Source organism: Pseudomonas sp., assembly GCF_049301935.1.
Lineage (GTDB): Bacteria > Pseudomonadota > Gammaproteobacteria > Pseudomonadales > Pseudomonadaceae > Aquipseudomonas.
Map to the genome: position 1 here is coordinate 25,185 of NZ_JBAQLP010000058.1, position 15,321 is coordinate 40,505.

Here is a 15,321-nt window from a genome sequence, read left to right on the forward strand (position 1 = left end):
AAATGACACAGAGGAGCTAACAACAATGATCAAATCCCTGAAGCTCGCGGCCCTGGCCGCTGGCGTGGCCTGCGCCATGCCCGCCCTGGCGGCGGACCTGACCGCCATTTCGTTTGGTGGCGCGAGCAAGGATGCGCAAGTCAAAGCCTTTTACGAACCCTTTGAAAAAGCCACCGGCAACAAGATCCTCGCCGGTGAGTACAACGGCGAAATGGCCCGTGTCAAAGCCATGGTCGACACCAACAGCGTGAGCTGGAACCTGGTGGAAGTGGAGTCGCCGGAGCTGGCCCGTGGCTGCGACGAAGGCCTGTTCGAGACCCTCGATCCGGCCCAGTTTGGTGACCAGAACAATTTCGTCAAAGGCGCGATTCAGCCCTGTGGCGTGGGCTTCTTTGTCTGGTCCACGGTGCTGGCCTACAACGCCGACAAACTGGCCAAGGCGCCAACCGGCTGGGCGGATTTCTGGGATGTGAAGCAGTTCCCCGGCAAGCGTGGCCTGCGCAAGGGCGCCAAATACACCCTGGAATTTGCCCTGATGGCGGACGGCGTTGCCCCGGCTGAGGTTTATAGCGTGCTGGCCACCCGTGATGGGGTTGACCGGGCCTTCCGCAAGCTCGATGAACTCAAGCCGCATATCCAGTGGTGGGAAGCCGGTGCACAGCCGCCGCAGTATTTGGCCTCCGGTGATGTGGTGATGAGCTCGGCCTACAACGGCCGCATCGCTGCCGTGCAAGCCGAGAGCAACCTGCAAGTGGTGTGGACCGGCGGTATCTATGACTTCGACTCCTGGGCCATCCCGCGTGGGGCGAAGAACCAGGAGCTGGCTAAGGAATTCATCGCGTTCTCGGTACAGCCCGAGGCGCAGAAAGTCTTTTCCGAGAACATCGCCTACGGTCCGGCCAACAAGCAAGCCATCGATCTGTTGGCCCCTGAGCGCCTCAACGTGATGCCGACCACCCCGGAAAACATCAAGGATCAGGTGGCCATCGATGTGGTGTTCTGGGCCGACTACGGCGAGCAACTGGAGCAGCGCTTCAATGCTTGGGCCGCGCGTAACTGAGTGTGTGACCTCGCGCCTGGCCGGCCTGTAACCGGCCAGGCGACCTGAATTCTTCGTCGCCTGCGGGCGACACCTGTTTGCGGAGTTGTTCATGGCCAGTGTCCTGTCCGCCACTGATACCGATTTGCAAGGGGCCGGCCCCAGCCTCAAACAGAAGCTGGCGCGCGCCGAACGGTTCAACCGCCTGAAGTCCAAGGCGTTGATTCTGCCGTTGGTGATCTTCCTGCTGCTGACCTTTATCGTGCCCATCGTGGCGCTGTTATGGCGCAGCGTGGACAACCCCGAGGTGGTCAGCAGCCTGCCGCAGACTGTGGTGGCGATTGAGGCCTGGGATGGTCGTGGCTTGCCCGATGAGGCGGTTTATCGGGCCATGGCCCTCGATATTGTCGAGGCGCGGCAACAGCGGGTGCTGGGCGACTTGTCCAAGCGCCTGAACATGGAACTGGCCGGCTACCGCAGCCTGATCAACAGCACCGCGCGCAAGCTGCCGTTTGCCGCTGAGCCTGACTCGTACAAGGCGGCGCTCGAAGCCCTGGATGAGCGTTGGGGGGACCCGGCCTATTGGCAAGTGGTGCGCCGCAACACCAGCAGCGTGACGCCTTACTACCTGCTGGCGGCGCTGGACCACCGGATTGATGACCTGGGCGAATTGGCCAGTGCCACCCCGGATCAAGCCATTTACCTGGATATTTTCACCCGCACCTTCTGGATGAGCCTGGTGATCACCGCCATCTGCCTGGTGCTGGCGTATCCGCTGGCCTACCTGCTGGCGATTCTGCCGACCCGGCAGAGCAACCTGTTGATGATCCTGGTGCTGCTGCCGTTCTGGACCTCGATCCTGGTGCGGGTCGCTGCGTGGATCGTGCTGCTGCAGTCAGGCGGGTTGATCAACAGTGCGTTGATGTCGGTCGGCATCATTGATGAACCCATGCAGCTGGTGTTCAACCGCAGCGGCGTCTACATCGCCATGGTGCACATCATGCTGCCCTTTATGATTTTGCCGATCTACAGCGTGATGAAGGGCATCTCGCCGACCTATATGCGTGCGGCGGTGTCGCTGGGCTGTCACCCGTTCGCCAGCTTCTGGCGGGTGTACTTTCCGCAGACCCTGGCCGGTGTCGGCGCTGGCTGCCTGTTGGTGTTTATCCTGTCGATTGGCTACTACATCACCCCGGCACTGCTGGGCAGTCCGAACGATCAGATGATCAGTTACTTCGTCGCCTTCTACACCAACAGTTCGATCAACTGGGGCATGGCCACCGCCCTCGGCGGCCTGCTGCTGACTGCCACGCTGGTGCTGTACGTGGTGTACAGCTGGCTGGTCGGCGCCAGCAAGCTGAGGTTGGGATAAAACAGCCTGCGCCGCAGGCCAATTTGCACCCCTCTCCCACGGGAGACGACTGCATGGATGCAGGAGGTAGGGCGACGCAGGATGCCAAAGCCGAGGGTGCCCGCAGGGCGGGTGAGGGATCGCAGGCGTTACACGGTCCGCTTTTGCTTCTCGGCTCCACCTAAAGATTGATTGGAGAACCTTTATGCTCAGCCCCTATATGTCGCCCATCGAACGCATCTGGCACTACAGCCTGCGCAGCCTCTGCGCCCTGGTGCTGCTGTTTCTGATTCTGCCGGTGCTGGTGATCATCCCGCTGTCGTTCAACTCCGGCAGTTTTCTGGTGTACCCGCTGCAGGGGTTTTCTCTGCGCTGGTATGAGGACTTCTTCACCTCGGCTGAGTGGATGCGCTCGCTGAAAAACAGCCTGATCATTGCCCCCGCGGCCACGCTGCTGGCGATGGTGTTCGGTACGCTGGCCGCGATTGGTCTGACCCGTGGCGAGTTTCGTGGCAAGGCGCTGGTGATGAGCCTGCTGATTTCGCCCATGGTGGTGCCGGTGGTGATAGTCGGGGTGGCCAGCTACCTGTTTTTCGCACCGCTGGGCCTGGGCAACAGCTATCTGTCACTCATCGTGGTGCATGCGGTGCTCGGTGTGCCGTTTGTCATCATCACCGTGTCGGCCACCTTACAGGGCTTCAACTACAACCTGGTGCGCGCCGCTGCCAGTCTGGGTGCTTCGCCGCTGACCGCGTTTCGCCGGGTCACCTTGCCATTGATCGCGCCGGGGGTGATCAGCGGGGCGCTGTTTGCCTTTGCCACATCCTTTGATGAAGTGGTGGTGACCCTGTTCCTCGCCGGCCCCGAGCAAACCACCCTGCCGCGGCAGATGTTCAGCGGCATCCGCGAGAACCTGTCGCCGACCATCGCCGCCGCCGCGACCCTGCTGATCGGTTTCTCCATCCTGCTGTTGCTGACCCTTGAATGGCTGCGCGGGCGCAGCGAGAAACTGCGCACCCAGCAACCCACCTGATTCGCCGAACAACCAGAGAGCCCTATGAGCCTGCAATTGAATGACCCCAGCCTGCTGCGCCAGCAGGCCTATGTGAACGGCCAGTGGTGTGAAGCCGACAACGGTGCACGAACCGAGATCCGCAACCCGGCGACCGATGAAGTGATCGGCAGCGTGCCGAATATGGGCCGTGCGGAAACCCGCCGCGCCATCGAGGCTGCACAAGTGGCGCAACCGGCTTGGCGTGCCCTCACCGCCAAGGAGCGAGCGACCCGTCTGCGCCAGTGGTTCAACCTGATCATGGCCAATCAGGAAGACCTGGCGCGGATCATGACCGCCGAGCAGGGCAAGCCCCTGGCCGAAGCCCGTGGCGAGATTGCCTACGCGGCCTCGTTTATCGAGTGGTTTGCCGAGGAGGCCAAGCGCGCCTATGGCGATGTGATTCCGGGCCACGCCACGGACAAGCGCATTCTGGTGCAGAAGGAGCCGGTGGGCGTGACGGCCGCCATCACGCCGTGGAACTTCCCCAGTGCCATGATCACCCGCAAAGCCGGCCCGGCGCTGGCCGTGGGCTGCGCCATGGTGCTCAAGCCTGCGCCGCAGACGCCGTTTTCGGCCCTGGCCCTGGCGGCGTTGGCCGAGCGCGCGGGGATTCCGGCGGGCCTGCTTAGCGTGATCCCGGCGGACGTGGACGCCAGCCGCGACGTGGGCGGCGAGCTGTGTGACAACCCCATCGTGCGCAAGCTGAGCTTTACCGGTTCCACCGGCGTCGGCATCAAGCTGATGCAGCAGTGCGCGCCGAGCCTGAAGAAGCTGTCGCTGGAACTGGGCGGCAACGCGCCCTTTATCGTCTTCGACGACGCCGACCTGGATGCGGCGGTGGAAGGGGCGATCATCTCCAAGTACCGCAACGCTGGGCAGACCTGCGTGTGCGCCAATCGCCTGTATGTGCAGGCCGGCGTGTATGACGCCTTTGCCGAAAAACTGCGGGCGGCGGTGGCCAAGCTCAAGGTCGGCAACGGCATGCAGGAGGGCATCACCACCGGCCCGCTGATCAATGCCGAGGCCGTGGCCAAGGTGCAGCGCCATCTGCATGACGCCCTGGAAAAGGGTGCAACCCTGCTGGCCGGCGGCAACAGCCTGGGCGGCAACTTCTTTGAGCCGACCATAGTCTCCGGCGTTACCTCCGCGATGGCGGTGGCCCGCGAGGAAACCTTCGGCCCGCTGGCGCCGCTGTTCCGCTTTAGCGACGAGGCCGAGGTGATCCGCCAGGCCAACGACACCGAGTTCGGTTTGGCCGCCTACTTCTACGCCCGTGACCTGGGCCGCGTATTCCGTGTGGCCGAGGCCCTGGAGTACGGCATGGTCGGCATCAACACCGGGGTGATCTCCACCGAGGTGGCGCCCTTTGGCGGCATGAAGTCTTCGGGGCTGGGCCGTGAAGGTTCGAAATATGGCTTAGACGAGTATCTGGAAATCAAATATCTGTGCCTCGGAATCTAAGCCGGGCCTGAATCCGTAGGGTGGAAGACCGCGAGCGTCTTCCACCACCTGAATAACCTGCACTCCCGACGAGGACCTTATGAGCAAGACCAACGAATCCCTGATGCAACGCCGCACCGCCGCCGTACCCCGCGGCGTGGGCCAGATCCACCCGATCTTCGCCGACAAGGCTGCGAACGCCACCGTGACCGACGTCGAAGGCCGCGAGTTTATCGACTTCGCCGGCGGTATCGCGGTGCTCAACACCGGCCACTTGCACCCCAAAGTGGTGGCCGCGGTGCAGCAGCAGCTGACCAAGCTGAGCCACACCTGCTTCCAGGTGCTGGCCTACGAGCCCTACGTCGAGCTGTGCGAGAAGGTTAACGCCAAGGTGCCGGGCGACTTCGCCAAGAAGACCCTGCTGGTCACCACCGGCTCCGAGGCCGTGGAAAACTCGATCAAGATCGCCCGCGCCGCCACCGGCCGTGCCGGGGTGATCGCCTTCACCGGTGGCTACCACGGCCGCACCATGATGACCCTGGGCCTGACCGGTAAAGTGGTGCCCTACTCGGCCGGCATGGGCCTGATGCCCGGTGGCATCTTCCGCGCCCAGTACCCCTGCGAACTGCATGGCGTCAGCACGGATGACGCGATCGCCAGCATCGAGCGGATCTTCAAGAACGATGCCGAGCCGCGCGATATCGCCGCGATCATCATCGAGCCGGTGCAGGGCGAGGGCGGTTTCTACGTCGCGCCGAAGGACTTCATGCAGCGCCTGCGTGCCCTCTGTGATCAGCACGGCATCCTGCTGATCGCCGACGAAGTGCAGACCGGCGCCGGGCGTACCGGCACCTTCTTCGCCATGGAACAGATGGGCGTCGCCGCCGATTTGACCACCTTCGCCAAATCCATCGCCGGCGGTTTCCCGGTGGCCGGTGTATGCGGCAAGGCGGAATATATGGACGCGATTGCGCCCGGTGGATTGGGCGGCACCTATGCCGGCAGCCCGATTGCCTGCGCCGCGGCCCTGGCGGTGATGGAGGTGTTCGAGGAAGAAAAACTGCTGGAGCGCTGCAAGGCCATGGGCGAGCGTCTGGTCACCGGCCTCAAAGCCATTCAGGCCAAGCACAACAGCATCGGCGAAGTGCGCGCTCTCGGCGCCATGATTGCCATGGAACTGTGCGAAGGCGGTGATGTGCACAAACCCAACGCCGCGCTGACCGGGCAGATCGTGGCCAAGGCGCGTGACAAGGGCCTGATCCTGCTGTCCTGCGGTACTTACGGCAACGTGTTGCGCGTGCTGGTGCCGCTGACCGCCGAAGACGCCTTGCTCGACCGTGGCCTGGCGATCATCGCCGAGTGTTTCGCCGAACTGGCCTAAGGCCAAACCCGTAGGGTGGATGACGCTTCATCCATCCACCAAACCCAGGGTGGATGGAAACGGCGCCATCCACCCTACGCGCTGCCTGCCGACCATCGTCCCAGCGACGCCTGAGAATTCGCTCGGGTACAATGCGCGCCTTTCGTGAATGCCACCGAGGTGCGTTATGCAACCCTTCGCCATTGCTCCGTCGATTCTTTCCGCCGATTTCGCCCGCTTGGGTGAGGAAGTGGACAAGGTGCTCGCCGCCGGGGCTGACATCGTGCACTTCGATGTGATGGACAACCACTATGTGCCCAACCTGACTATCGGCCCGATGGTCTGCGCGGCGCTGCGCAAGTACGGCATCACCGCGCCGATTGACGCGCACCTGATGGTCAAGCCGGTGGACCGCATCATCGGCGACTTTATCGAGGCGGGCGCCAGCTATATCACCTTCCACCCGGAAGCCAGCGAGCATATCGACCGCTCCCTGCAGCTGATCCGCGATGGCGGCTGCAAGGCTGGCCTGGTGTTTAACCCGGCCACCCCGCTGGAGGTGCTCAAGCACGTCATGGACAAGGTCGACATGATTCTGCTGATGAGCGTCAACCCGGGTTTCGGCGGGCAGAAATTTATTCCCCATACCCTGGAAAAACTCAGAGAAGCGCGCGCGCTGATCGACGCCAGCGGCCGCGAGATTCGCCTGGAGATCGACGGCGGGGTCAATGTGCAGAACATCCGCGAAATCGCCGCGGCGGGCGCCGACACCTTTGTCGCCGGCTCGGCGATTTTCAATCAGCCGGACTACAAGGCTGTGATCGACGCCATGCGCGCCGAGCTGGCTCAGGCGCGCGGGTGATTCTGCTGCGCGAGCTGTTCCAGGGCGAGTTGCCGCGCCTGGTGATGTTCGACCTGGACGGCACCCTGGTGGATTCGGTGCCGGACCTGGCCGCCGCCATCGACAAGACCTTGCTGTTGCTCGGCCTGCCGGCAGCGGGCATCGAGCAGGTGCGCGACTGGGTCGGCAATGGCGCGCGGGTGCTGGTGCGTCGCGCCCTGGCGGGTGGCCTGCAGCATGAACATATAGACGAGGCCCGCACCGAACAGGCGCTGGCGCTGTTTATGCAGCACTACGCCGAAAACCACGCCCTGACCCAGGTCTACCCCGGCGTGCGGCCCACCCTGGACTGGCTGCGTGAGCAACAGGTTGAGCTGGCGATTGTCACCAACAAGCCCGAGCGTTTTGTCGCGCCGCTGCTGGATGAAAAGGGCCTGGGTGGCTATTTCCGCTGGATTGTCGGCGGCGACACCCTGCCGCAGCAGAAACCCGACCCGGCAGCGCTGCTGCATGTGCTGCAGCTGGCGCGGGTGGAGGCGGCGCAGGCGCTGTTTGTTGGCGACTCGCGTAATGATGTGCTGGCGGCCAGGGCGGCTGGCGTGCCCTGTGTGGCGCTGAGCTACGGCTACAACCATGGTCGGCCGATTGCCGAAGAGAACCCCGCGTACGTACTGGCTAACCTGACGGGGCTGCTGCACCCCGCCGAACCCCCGATTTTGCCGGGGCTTGCGGGTTGATTCGCTTCCGGCCCTGCGCTAGTGTGGCCGAACTCCAATCCCGCCTGAATTAAGAGAGCTTCGTGGTGGTTACCTGCACGCGCCGGTCGGCAAGCACCGACATGAAAATCATCAAGGCCCTGGCCCGTTGGCGCTGGCGCCCCTGACTTGATCTTGGCCGCTTAGGCGGCGCGTTTGCACACGACCGTATTACCTCAAGCCACGAGGCTGCTCATGACCCGCGAAGAATTCCTGCGTTTAGCCGCTGCCGGCTATAACCGTATTCCTGTTGCCTGCGAAACCCTGGTGGATTTCGACACCCCGCTGTCGATCTACCTGAAGCTGGCCGATGAGGCCAATACCTATCTGCTCGAGTCCGTGCAGGGCGGCGAGAAATGGGGGCGTTATTCCATTATCGGCCTGCCGGCGCGCACCGTGCTGCGCGCCTATGGCCACGAGGTGACGATCAACGTGGACGGCGTCGAGGTCGAACGTCACCACTGCGAAGACCCTTTGGCCTTTGTCGAGCAGTTCCAGGGGCGCTACAAGGTGCCGACCCTGGCGGGCCTGCCGCGTTTTAACGGCGGCCTGGTGGGCTACTTCGGCTATGACAGCGTGCGTTATGTCGAGCCCAAGCTGGCCATGGGCGTCAACCCGGATGCCCTGGGTACGCCGGATATCCTGCTGATGGTCTCCGATGCCGTGGTGGTGTTCGACAACCTGGCGGGCAAGATGCACGCCATCGTGCTGGTTGATCCGGCCGATGCAGGTGCGCTGGAACAGGGCCAGGCGCGCCTGCAGGAGATTTTGCACAAGCTGCGCCAGCCGATTACCCCGCGTCTGGGCGTGGACCTGGCCGCAGCCAGTGGTCCGGAGCCGGATTTCGTCTCCAGCTTCAAACGCGATGATTACGAAGATGCGGTCCGGGCGATCAAGGAGTACATCCTCGCCGGCGACTGCATGCAGGTGGTGATCTCCCAGCGCATGTCGATCCCCTTCAAGGCCGCGCCGATTGATCTGTATCGCGCGCTGCGCTGCATCAACCCAACCCCCTATATGTACTTCTTCAACTTCGGCGACTTCCATGTAGTCGGCAGCTCGCCGGAAGTGCTGGTGCGCCTGGAGGACGGCCTGGTCACGGTGCGGCCGATTGCCGGCACCCGCCCGCGCGGCGCCAGTGAGGAGGCCGACCTGGCCCTGGAAGAGGACCTGCTGTCCGATGCCAAGGAAGTCGCCGAGCACCTGATGCTGATCGACCTGGGCCGCAACGATGTCGGCCGGGTGGCCAGCACCGGCAGCGTCAAGCTCACCGAGAAGATGGTGATCGAGCGCTATTCCAACGTTATGCATATCGTCTCCAACGTCACCGGCCAGTTGAAGCAAGGCCTTACCGCCATGGACGCGCTGCGCGCCATCCTGCCGGCCGGCACCCTGTCCGGGGCGCCAAAGATTCGCGCCATGCAGATCATCGACGAGCTGGAGCCGGTCAAACGCGGCGTCTATGGCGGCGCGGTGGGCTACCTGGCGTGGAACGGCAATATGGACACCGCCATCGCCATTCGTACCGCGGTGATCAAGGACGGCGAGCTGCATGTGCAGGCCGGTGCCGGCATCGTCGCCGACTCGGTGCCGGCCCTGGAGTGGGAAGAGACGCTGAACAAGCGTCGCGCCATGTTCCGCGCCGTTGCCCTCGCCGAACAAACTGCCGAATAAGGGGTTGTGCCATGCTGCTGATGATCGATAACTACGACTCCTTTACCTACAACGTGGTGCAGTACCTGGGCGAACTGGGTGCCGATGTCCACGTAATTCGCAATGACGAACTGTCGATTGCCGAGATCGAGGCGCTGCAGCCCGAACGTATCGTGGTCTCCCCTGGACCCTGCACGCCGAGCGAGGCGGGGGTGTCCATCGAGGCCATTCTGCATTTCGCCGGCAAACTGCCGATTCTCGGTGTGTGCCTCGGCCACCAGAGCATCGGCCAGGCCTTCGGCGGCGATGTGGTGCGCGCGCGCCAGGTGATGCACGGCAAGACCAGCCCGGTATTCCACCGCGACCTGGGTGTATTCGCCGGGTTGAACAACCCGCTGACGGTAACCCGCTACCATTCATTGGTGGTCAAGCGCGACACCCTGCCGGACTGCCTGGAGGTCACCGCCTGGACCCAGCTGGAAAACGGCGAGGTGGACGAAATCATGGGCCTGCGCCACAAGACCCTGCATATTGAGGGCGTGCAGTTCCACCCTGAGTCGATCCTCACCGAACAGGGCCACGAGCTGTTCGCCAACTTCCTCAAACAACAAGGAGGCCTGCGCCGATGAACATCAAGGAAGCCCTCAACCGGGTGGTCAGCCAGCTCGACCTGAGCACAGAAGAAATGCAGGACGTGATGCGCGAGATCATGACCGGGCAGTGCACGGATGCGCAGATCGGCGCCTTTCTGATGGGCATGCGCATGAAAAGCGAGACCATCGACGAGATCGTCGGCGCGGTCTCGGTGATGCGTGAGCTGGCCAGCCATGTGCACCTGGACAGCCTCGAGCATGTGGTCGATGTGGTCGGCACCGGTGGCGATGGTGCGAATATCTTCAACGTGTCGACGGCGGCGAGCTTTGTCGTCGCGGCCGCCGGTGGCAAGGTGGCCAAGCACGGTAACCGTGCGGTATCGGGCAAGAGCGGCAGTGCCGACCTGCTCGAAGCGGCCGGTATCTACCTGAGCCTGACGCCTGCGCAGGTGGCGCGTTGCATCGACAGCGTCGGCGTCGGCTTTATGTTTGCCCAGGTGCATCACTCGGCGATGAAGCACGCCGCCGTGCCGCGCCGTGAACTGGGCCTGCGCACCATGTTCAATATGCTCGGCCCGCTGACCAATCCGGCCGGGGTCAAGCATCAGGTGGTCGGCGTATTCAGCCAGGCCCTGTGCCGGCCGCTGGCCGAGGTGCTCAAGCGTCTGGGTAGCCAGCATATTCTGGTGGTGCATTCACGTGATGGCCTGGATGAGTTCAGCCTGGCGGCTGCGACCCATGTGGCGGAGCTGAAGGACGGGCAGATCAGCGAGTACGAGGTGCTGCCGGAAGACCTCGGGCTGAAGAGTCAGAGCCTGATCGGCCTGGCGGTGGAAAGCCCGGAGGCATCGCTGGCGTTGATCCGCGATGCCCTGAGCAAGCGCAAGACCGAAGCCGGGCAGAAGGCCGCGGACATGATTGTGCTGAATGCGGGCGCGGCGCTGTATGCGGCGGATCTGGCTGCTAGCCTGAAAGAGGGCGTGCACCTGGCTCACGATGCCTTGCACACCGGCCTGGCCTGGGAGAAATTGCAGGAGTTGGTGTCCTTTACCGCCGTATTCAAAGAGGAGAATGCCGGGTGAGTATTCCAACCGTTCTGGAGAAAATCCTCGCGCGCAAGGCTGAGGAAGTGGCGGCTCGTCGCGCCATTCATAGCCTGGCCGAAATCGAGCAGCAAGCCCGTAGTGCCGACCCGGTGCGCGGTTTCGCTCAGGCACTGCTGGCTCAGGCCAAGCGCAAGCAACCGGCGGTGATCGCCGAGATCAAGAAGGCTTCGCCGAGCAAGGGCGTGCTGCGTGAGCATTTCGTGCCCGCCGAGATTGCCCAGAGCTATCAGGCGGGTGGGGCCACCTGCCTGTCGGTGCTGACCGATATCGACTTCTTCCAGGGTGCCGATGCCTACCTGCAGCAGGCGCGGGCCGCCTGCAAGCTGCCGGTGATCCGCAAGGATTTTATGCTCGACCCCTATCAGATCGTTGAAGCCCGCGCCCTGGGCGCCGACTGCGTGCTGCTGATCGTCTCGGCCCTGGAAGACGGGCAGATGGCCGAACTGGCGGCGACTGCCAAGGCTTTCGATCTCGATGTGCTGGTGGAAGTACACGACGGCGATGAGCTGGAGCGCGCGCTGAAAACCCTGGATACGCCGCTGCTGGGTATCAACAACCGCAACCTGCACACCTTCGAACTCAATCTGGAAACCACCCTCGACCTGCTGCCACGGATTCCCCGCGATCGCCTGGTGGTGACCGAGAGCGGCATCCTCAACCGTGCCGATGTCGAGCTGATGGAAATCAGCGAGGTGTATGCCTTCCTGGTCGGCGAGGCCTTTATGCGCGCCGACAATCCCGGGGCGGAGCTGGAGCGCCTGTTCTTCCCCGAGCGCAAGCGGGTGATCGCTGCGCCTGACGTGGACTGAAACCGCCGATATAAAAAAGCCGACGCATGCGTCGGCTTTTTTATATCTTCAGCATACGACTTAGCGCGTGCCGAACACCACCATGGTCTTGCCTTTGACGTTGACCAGGCCTTGCTCTTCCAGGGCCTTGAGCACGCGGCCAACCATCTCGCGGGAGCAGCCGACGATGCGGCCGATTTCCTGACGGGTGATCTTGATCTGCATGCCATCTGGGTGGGTCATGGCGTCGGGTTGCTTGCACAGATCGAGCAGGGTGCGCGCGACACGGCCGGTGACGTCGAGGAAGGCCAGGTCGCCGACCTTGCGTGTGGTGTTGCGCAGGCGCTCAGCCATCTGACTGCCGATGGCGTAGAGAATGTCCGGGTCCTGCTGGGTGAGTTCGCGAAATTTGGCGTAGCTCAGCTCCGCCACTTCGCACTCGGTCTTGGCGCGCACCCAGGCGCTGCGTTCTTTCTCGGTGCCGTCCTTTTCGAACAGACCCATCTCGCCGAAGAAGTCCCCGGAGTTCAGATAGGCGATGATCATTTCGCGGCCATCATCGTCTTCAATCAGGATGGTGACCGAGCCCTTGACAATAAAGAACAGGGTTTCGCAGCGATCGCCGGCATAAATGATGGTGCTCTTGGCCGTATAGCGACGGCGGTGGCAATGCGCGAGGAGTTTATCGAGATTTTTTATTTTTGGTGTAAGGGTGATAGCAACCATGCCCGAATCCCGAATTTATAAGAGTAAGCCGTTGTATGGCTGGCGTTTCTAATAATAGTTATCTGCACAAGTGTGCCAGTAATCCGGCGTCAGCTTAACAGAGCTTCTCCGCACAGGGCCCGTTTTGCGACGTAGCTAACATCTGGCCGGGAACTTTGCGGCCCCTGTCGGTATCGGGTTGCTAAAAGTGCTGTGCTAAGCTGCCGATCCTTTTTAACAGCGGAGCCTGAGTAATGAAAGCGCGTATTCAGTGGGCCGGCGACGCCCTGTTTATCGGTGAGTCGGGCAGCGGCCATGCGGTGGTAATGGACGGCCCGCCGGAGAGCGGTGGACGCAACCTGGGTGTGCGCCCCATGGAGATGGTGCTGATCGGTTTGGGCGGCTGCAGCAACTTCGATGTGGTCAGCATTCTGAAAAAATCCCGCCAGGCGGTGGAGAGCTGCGAGGCCTTTCTGGAAGCTGAGCGCGCCGCCGAAGAGCCCAAGGTGTTTACCAAGATCCACCTGCATTTCGTGGTCAAGGGCCGAGGCTTGAAAGAGGCTCAGGTCAAACGTGCGGTTGAGCTGTCGGCGGAAAAATACTGCTCGGCCTCAATCATGCTGGGCCGTGGCGGGGTCGAGATTACCCACGACTACGAGATTATCGAGCTGGGCGAGTAAAGCGCTGCAGCGATCCAGCGACATGAAAAAGGGCACCGCGGTGCCCTTTTCTGTGCCTGTGATTGCGCCCTAGACGCGATAGGTGGTGTGGGTCATCACCTTGGCCAGCAGGCTCATGCCGAATTTCACCGGCGCCGGGAAGCGCAGGCCGCCAGCATCCAGGGCGTTGCAGGCATGCTGCTGTTCATCGACGCGCATCTGCTCGAGAATCGCGCGGGATTTCTGGTCTTCCAGCGGGATCTGCTGCAGGTGTTCATCGAGGTGTTTGACCACCTGATCTTCGGTGGCGGCAACAAATCCCAGGCTGACCTTGTCGCTGATCAGCCCTGCGGCCGCGCCGACGCCAAAGGACAGGCCGTAGAACAGCGGGTTGAGGATGCTCGGCTGGCTGCCCAGTTGGCGGATACGCTGTTCACACCAGGCCAGATGATCAATTTCTTCATCGGCGGCATGCTCCATGGCCTTGCGCACCTGTGGCAGCTTGGCGGTCAGGGCCTGACCCTGGTACAGCGCCTGGGCGCAGACCTCGCCGGTATGGTTGATGCGCATCAGGCCGGCAACATGCTGGGCCTGCTGTTCATCCAGCTCCGCATCCGCCTGCACGATGGCCGGCGATGGTCGGCTTGGTTGGCCGCTAAAGGGCAACAAGGTCCGCAGCGCGGCATCGGCTTGCAGTAACAGGCGGTCAACAGGTGAGAAGTGACGTTCGCTGGCCATAGGGACCTCCGGCGATGACTACGGCGGCCAGTTTACTCCAAGCGCGGGAGAAGGTCTGTTGACGTTTCGTCGCAGCCTTGTCTCATGGCAGCTCGCGCAGTACACGAAAACCCAGGGCGTAGTCCTTGTGCTGCGGCTGCTTCATATCGCGCTGGCTGCTGCGCAGGTAGCTGGGGCCGCTGTTCCAGGCGCCGCCGCGCACTACCCGCGGGCTTTGGTCGAGCAGGCTGGCCGGTTGCTGCTCGCTGCCATCGAAAGGGCTGGCAAAGCGTGAGGCGGTCCATTCCCAGACGTTGCCGGCGCTGTCATGCAGGCCGAAGGCATTGGCGGCAAATTGGCCGATGCGTTCGGTCTTGTTCTGGATCAGCCGCGAGGTGGCGCAGCCACGGCAATGGGCGCGCGGTCGGGTTTCCGGGCTGTCGAGCTGTTCGCCCCACCAGTAGTAGCTGGTACTGCCGGCGCGGGCGGCATATTCCCACTCGGCTTCGGTGGGCAGGCGATAGCGCTGGCCGGTGACTTTAGTCAGCCATTGACTGTAGGCCTGGGCTTGGTGCCAGGACACATGAATCACTGGCCGCTGCGCCGACAGTCCCCAGCCCTCGGCGTCCGGCATTGCTGTAGCGGTGGCCTCGGCGTAGTGCTGCCAGTCGGCAAAGCTTACTTCGTAGCGGCCGATGGCGAACGCTTGGTTGATTTCGATGGGGGTAAGCGGGCGCTCGTTATGGTTACCGCGGCCGCTGTGGTCACCCAGCAGATAGCGCCCGGTCGGCAGCACAACCAGCTGCGGTCCTTGCTGGCCCTTGGGGAGGGCGTCGCTGAACACGCTGCCAGACGTGTGCGCCCGCGCGGGGTTGCCAATCAGCAGGGCGAGCGTGGTTAATGCGCCGAGTAATAAACGAGTCAACCCGGAGGCCATGTCATCTGCCGCTGACCCAGTACGTGCATATGGATGTGATGCACCGTCTGGCCGCCCAGGTCATTGCAGTTCATCACCACGCGAAAACCGTCGTCGCAGCCTTGCTCCTTGGCCAGGCGCTGGGCGGTGAAGAGGATGTGCCCAGCCAGCGGCTTGTCCGCCTCGCTCAGGTCATTAAGGGTGCTGATGTGTTTTTTCGGGATCACCAGAAAGTGCACCGGTGCTTGTGGGCCGATATCGTGGAAGGCAATCACCTGGTCATCTTCATAAAGCTTGCGCGCCGGTATTGCACCAGCGACGATCTTGCAAAATAGACAGTCCAT

Annotated in this window: 16 protein-coding genes; 12 read left to right on the top strand and 4 right to left on the bottom strand. The window is 62.7% G+C overall.

What is annotated here, in order from left to right:
• The first annotated feature begins 25 nt into the window (after positions 1–25).
• The 11 genes from WA145_RS08500 to trpC all read left to right on the top strand — a co-directional run bounded on the left by WA145_RS08500 (position 26) and on the right by trpC (position 12,001).
• Positions 26–1,060, top strand: coding sequence for an ABC transporter substrate-binding protein (locus WA145_RS08500; protein ID WP_422581159.1), 1,035 nt, complete (start codon positions 26–28; stop codon positions 1,058–1,060).
• A gap of 91 nt (positions 1,061–1,151) precedes the next feature.
• Positions 1,152–2,411, top strand: coding sequence for an ABC transporter permease (locus WA145_RS08505; protein ID WP_422581160.1), 1,260 nt, complete (start codon positions 1,152–1,154; stop codon positions 2,409–2,411).
• Positions 2,412–2,595: 184 nt separating this feature from the next.
• Positions 2,596–3,423 (top strand): ABC transporter permease, encoded by an 828-nt coding sequence (locus WA145_RS08510; RefSeq protein WP_422581161.1) that lies wholly within the window; start codon positions 2,596–2,598, stop codon positions 3,421–3,423.
• Positions 3,424–3,453: 30 nt separating this feature from the next.
• Positions 3,454–4,905 (top strand): NADP-dependent succinate-semialdehyde dehydrogenase, encoded by a 1,452-nt coding sequence (gene gabD / locus WA145_RS08515; protein WP_422581185.1) that lies wholly within the window; start codon positions 3,454–3,456, stop codon positions 4,903–4,905.
• Positions 4,906–4,984: 79 nt separating this feature from the next.
• Positions 4,985–6,265, top strand: coding sequence for a 4-aminobutyrate--2-oxoglutarate transaminase (gene gabT / locus WA145_RS08520; protein WP_422581162.1), 1,281 nt, complete (start codon positions 4,985–4,987; stop codon positions 6,263–6,265).
• A gap of 166 nt (positions 6,266–6,431) precedes the next feature.
• Positions 6,432–7,106, top strand: coding sequence for a ribulose-phosphate 3-epimerase (rpe, locus tag WA145_RS08525; RefSeq protein WP_422581163.1), 675 nt, complete (start codon positions 6,432–6,434; stop codon positions 7,104–7,106).
• Positions 7,107–7,150: 44 nt separating this feature from the next.
• A complete protein-coding gene (locus WA145_RS08530; protein WP_422581186.1) occupies positions 7,151–7,822 on the top strand; it encodes a phosphoglycolate phosphatase in 672 nt (223 codons plus the stop codon).
• Between the two features lie 213 nt (positions 7,823–8,035).
• Positions 8,036–9,514 (top strand): anthranilate synthase component I, encoded by a 1,479-nt coding sequence (gene trpE / locus WA145_RS08535; RefSeq protein ID WP_422581164.1) that lies wholly within the window; start codon positions 8,036–8,038, stop codon positions 9,512–9,514.
• A gap of 11 nt (positions 9,515–9,525) precedes the next feature.
• Positions 9,526–10,122 (top strand): aminodeoxychorismate/anthranilate synthase component II, encoded by a 597-nt coding sequence (locus tag WA145_RS08540; protein WP_422581165.1) that lies wholly within the window; start codon positions 9,526–9,528, stop codon positions 10,120–10,122.
• Positions 10,119–11,168 (top strand): anthranilate phosphoribosyltransferase, encoded by a 1,050-nt coding sequence (trpD, locus tag WA145_RS08545; protein WP_422581166.1) that lies wholly within the window; start codon positions 10,119–10,121, stop codon positions 11,166–11,168. The genes WA145_RS08540 and trpD overlap by 4 nt, the downstream gene beginning before the upstream one ends.
• Positions 11,165–12,001 (top strand): indole-3-glycerol phosphate synthase TrpC, encoded by an 837-nt coding sequence (gene trpC, locus WA145_RS08550; RefSeq protein WP_422581167.1) that lies wholly within the window; start codon positions 11,165–11,167, stop codon positions 11,999–12,001. Before trpD ends, trpC begins: the two co-directional genes overlap by 4 nt.
• Positions 12,002–12,061: 60 nt before the next feature.
• On the opposite strand, the gene crp is transcribed toward trpC, so the two are convergent.
• The gene (gene crp, locus WA145_RS08555; protein ID WP_422581168.1) at positions 12,062–12,706 is read right to left on the bottom strand and encodes a cAMP-activated global transcriptional regulator CRP; all 645 of its coding nucleotides are present in this window, start codon (positions 12,704–12,706) and stop codon (positions 12,062–12,064) included.
• Between the two features lie 233 nt (positions 12,707–12,939).
• Between crp and WA145_RS08560 the strand changes: the two genes are divergently transcribed.
• Positions 12,940–13,365 (top strand): OsmC family protein, encoded by a 426-nt coding sequence (locus WA145_RS08560; RefSeq protein ID WP_422581169.1) that lies wholly within the window; start codon positions 12,940–12,942, stop codon positions 13,363–13,365.
• 69 nt (positions 13,366–13,434) lie between these two features.
• On the opposite strand, the gene coq7 is transcribed toward WA145_RS08560, so the two are convergent.
• From coq7 to WA145_RS08575, 3 genes are all read right to left on the bottom strand, one after another.
• Entirely contained in the window at positions 13,435–14,082 is a 648-nt protein-coding gene (gene coq7 / locus WA145_RS08565; RefSeq protein ID WP_422581170.1) for a 2-polyprenyl-3-methyl-6-methoxy-1,4-benzoquinone monooxygenase, read from the bottom strand.
• 82 nt (positions 14,083–14,164) lie between these two features.
• Positions 14,165–14,986 (bottom strand): formylglycine-generating enzyme family protein, encoded by an 822-nt coding sequence (locus tag WA145_RS08570; protein ID WP_422581171.1) that lies wholly within the window; start codon positions 14,984–14,986, stop codon positions 14,165–14,167.
• On the bottom strand, positions 14,983–15,321 hold the full coding sequence (locus WA145_RS08575) for a histidine triad nucleotide-binding protein (protein WP_422581172.1): 339 nt from the start codon (positions 15,319–15,321) through the stop codon (positions 14,983–14,985). Before WA145_RS08575 ends, WA145_RS08570 begins: the two co-directional genes overlap by 4 nt.

What these genes read in the sequence shown, in the direction of transcription:
- WA145_RS08560 (WP_422581169.1), top strand. Translation starts at nt 12,940, where the DNA reads ATGAAAGCGCGTATTCAGTGGGCCGGCGACGCCCTGTTTATCGGTGAG.
- WA145_RS08500 (WP_422581159.1), top strand. Translation starts at nt 26, where the DNA reads ATGATCAAATCCCTGAAGCTCGCGGCCCTGGCCGCTGGCGTGGCCTGC.
- trpE (WP_422581164.1), top strand. Translation starts at nt 8,036, where the DNA reads ATGACCCGCGAAGAATTCCTGCGTTTAGCCGCTGCCGGCTATAACCGT.
- coq7 (WP_422581170.1), bottom strand. Translation starts at nt 14,082, where the DNA reads ATGGCCAGCGAACGTCACTTCTCACCTGTTGACCGCCTGTTACTGCAA.
- WA145_RS08530 (WP_422581186.1), top strand. Translation starts at nt 7,151, where the DNA reads ATGTTCGACCTGGACGGCACCCTGGTGGATTCGGTGCCGGACCTGGCC.
- gabT (WP_422581162.1), top strand. Translation starts at nt 4,985, where the DNA reads ATGAGCAAGACCAACGAATCCCTGATGCAACGCCGCACCGCCGCCGTA.
- trpD (WP_422581166.1), top strand. Translation starts at nt 10,119, where the DNA reads ATGAACATCAAGGAAGCCCTCAACCGGGTGGTCAGCCAGCTCGACCTG.
- crp (WP_422581168.1), bottom strand. Translation starts at nt 12,706, where the DNA reads ATGGTTGCTATCACCCTTACACCAAAAATAAAAAATCTCGATAAACTC.
- rpe (WP_422581163.1), top strand. Translation starts at nt 6,432, where the DNA reads ATGCAACCCTTCGCCATTGCTCCGTCGATTCTTTCCGCCGATTTCGCC.
- WA145_RS08505 (WP_422581160.1), top strand. Translation starts at nt 1,152, where the DNA reads ATGGCCAGTGTCCTGTCCGCCACTGATACCGATTTGCAAGGGGCCGGC.
- WA145_RS08510 (WP_422581161.1), top strand. Translation starts at nt 2,596, where the DNA reads ATGCTCAGCCCCTATATGTCGCCCATCGAACGCATCTGGCACTACAGC.
- WA145_RS08540 (WP_422581165.1), top strand. Translation starts at nt 9,526, where the DNA reads ATGCTGCTGATGATCGATAACTACGACTCCTTTACCTACAACGTGGTG.
- WA145_RS08575 (WP_422581172.1), bottom strand. Translation starts at nt 15,321, where the DNA reads ATGGACTGTCTATTTTGCAAGATCGTCGCTGGTGCAATACCGGCGCGC.